This window comes from Brevibacterium sediminis, from assembly GCF_013623905.1.
In the GTDB taxonomy this organism is placed as follows: Bacteria; Actinomycetota; Actinomycetes; order Actinomycetales; family Brevibacteriaceae; genus Brevibacterium; species Brevibacterium sediminis.
The window spans coordinates 1-1,329 of sequence record NZ_JABKDD010000041.1 but is presented as its reverse complement, the minus strand read 5'-3'; the positions used below and the strand labels follow the sequence as shown (position 1 = coordinate 1,329).

Genomic DNA, 1,329 nt, shown 5'->3' with positions numbered 1-1,329 from the left:
CTTTGGTGGTGTCTTCGGGCCGATTTGTCCGATCACATGGGTGGTGCGGCCGGCACCAGCCCGGCCCACCTCGGTAACTTGATCAGAAGGCTGTCCACCCCCGGAAAACCGGGGGCGTGACTCATCACAGTGTTGTTCCGAAGTGACTCCTACCCGGACCGGTACCGGCCGCAAGCGGCCGGTCAACCTATCGGTCAAACAGGAAGCTTCGAACCGCCATGTCCATTGTCGCGCACTTATACAACTTCTTCATCGGCGTCGATACCCACGCCAGAAACCACGTCTACACGATCATCACCAACACCGGTCTCCTCGTCGCTACCCGCAGTTTCCCGACGTCGCGGGCCGGGATCAAACGGGCTCTGAACTGGGCTGGTAGGCGCACCGGCGGTGACCTCGACACCCTCTGGGTTGTGGAAGGAACCGCATCCTACGGGGCGGTGCTGACCGGGCACATCGCCGCGGCCGGATACTCGGTCGTCGAAGCCGGGCGGATGGATGCCAAGGCCAGGTTCGGTGTGGGCAAGAGCGACGAGCTCGACTCCTACCGGATCGCGGCATCCGTGTTGGCGTTGCGCACTGACCAGCTGCGGTGGCCGCGACAAGGCGCGGGTGTCCGGCAGGCACTGCGTGTCCTGCTGGCAGCCCGGGACGCGATGACCACGGAACGGACTCGGATGATCAACTCCCTGACAGCTCTGGTGCGCACCATCGATCTGGGCATCGATGCCCGTCAGTCATTGACTGATGACCAGGTCACAGAGATCGCGAAATGGCGGGCCCGCAATGAGGACATTGATGTGTCCACCGCCCGTGATGAAGCGATCCGTCTGGCCAAACGGGTCCTGGCTTTGAATGACGATCTGCAGGACAACCATGACAGGCTCGCCGAGCTCGTTGAAGCCAGCCCGGCCGCGGTCTTGCTGGCCGAGCCCGGGATCGGTCCGTTCAGTGCTGCTGTGTGCTTCACCGCGTGGTCCCATCCGGGTCGGGTACGGAACGAGGCTGCGTTCGCAGCTTTGGCGGGGGTCAACCCGATCCCTGCGTCGTCGGGTAACACGCACCGGCATCGGTTGAATCGGGGTGGGGATCGGCAGTTGAACCGGGCTTTGCACACGGTGATCACGAACCGGATGATCCACGATGAGAGGACCAGGGATTATGTTGCCCAGCGCTTTGGTGAGGACCCGACGAAGAAGTCGAAGAGGGAGCTCAAACGCAAGCTCAAATGGTATCTAGCGCGTCGGGTCTTCAGGATTCTCAACGGGTTAGAAACTAGTCCCGCGCCGGCTTGACAGACATAGAAGGATCGGCCCAGCAACCTGGCGC

At 62.3% G+C, this 1,329-nt stretch carries 1 protein-coding gene; it reads left to right on the top strand.

Going from position 1 to position 1,329, the window contains the following annotated elements; translation table 11 throughout:
• Window positions 1-218: 218 nt before the first annotated feature.
• Window positions 219-1,295, top strand: a complete 1,077-nt coding sequence (locus tag HK108_RS18620) for an IS110 family RNA-guided transposase (RefSeq protein ID WP_181272608.1) — start codon at window positions 219-221, stop codon at window positions 1,293-1,295.
• Window positions 1,296-1,329 lie beyond the last annotated feature (34 nt).

What these genes read in the sequence shown, in the direction of transcription:
- HK108_RS18620 (WP_181272608.1), top strand. Translation starts at nt 219, where the DNA reads ATGTCCATTGTCGCGCACTTATACAACTTCTTCATCGGCGTCGATACC.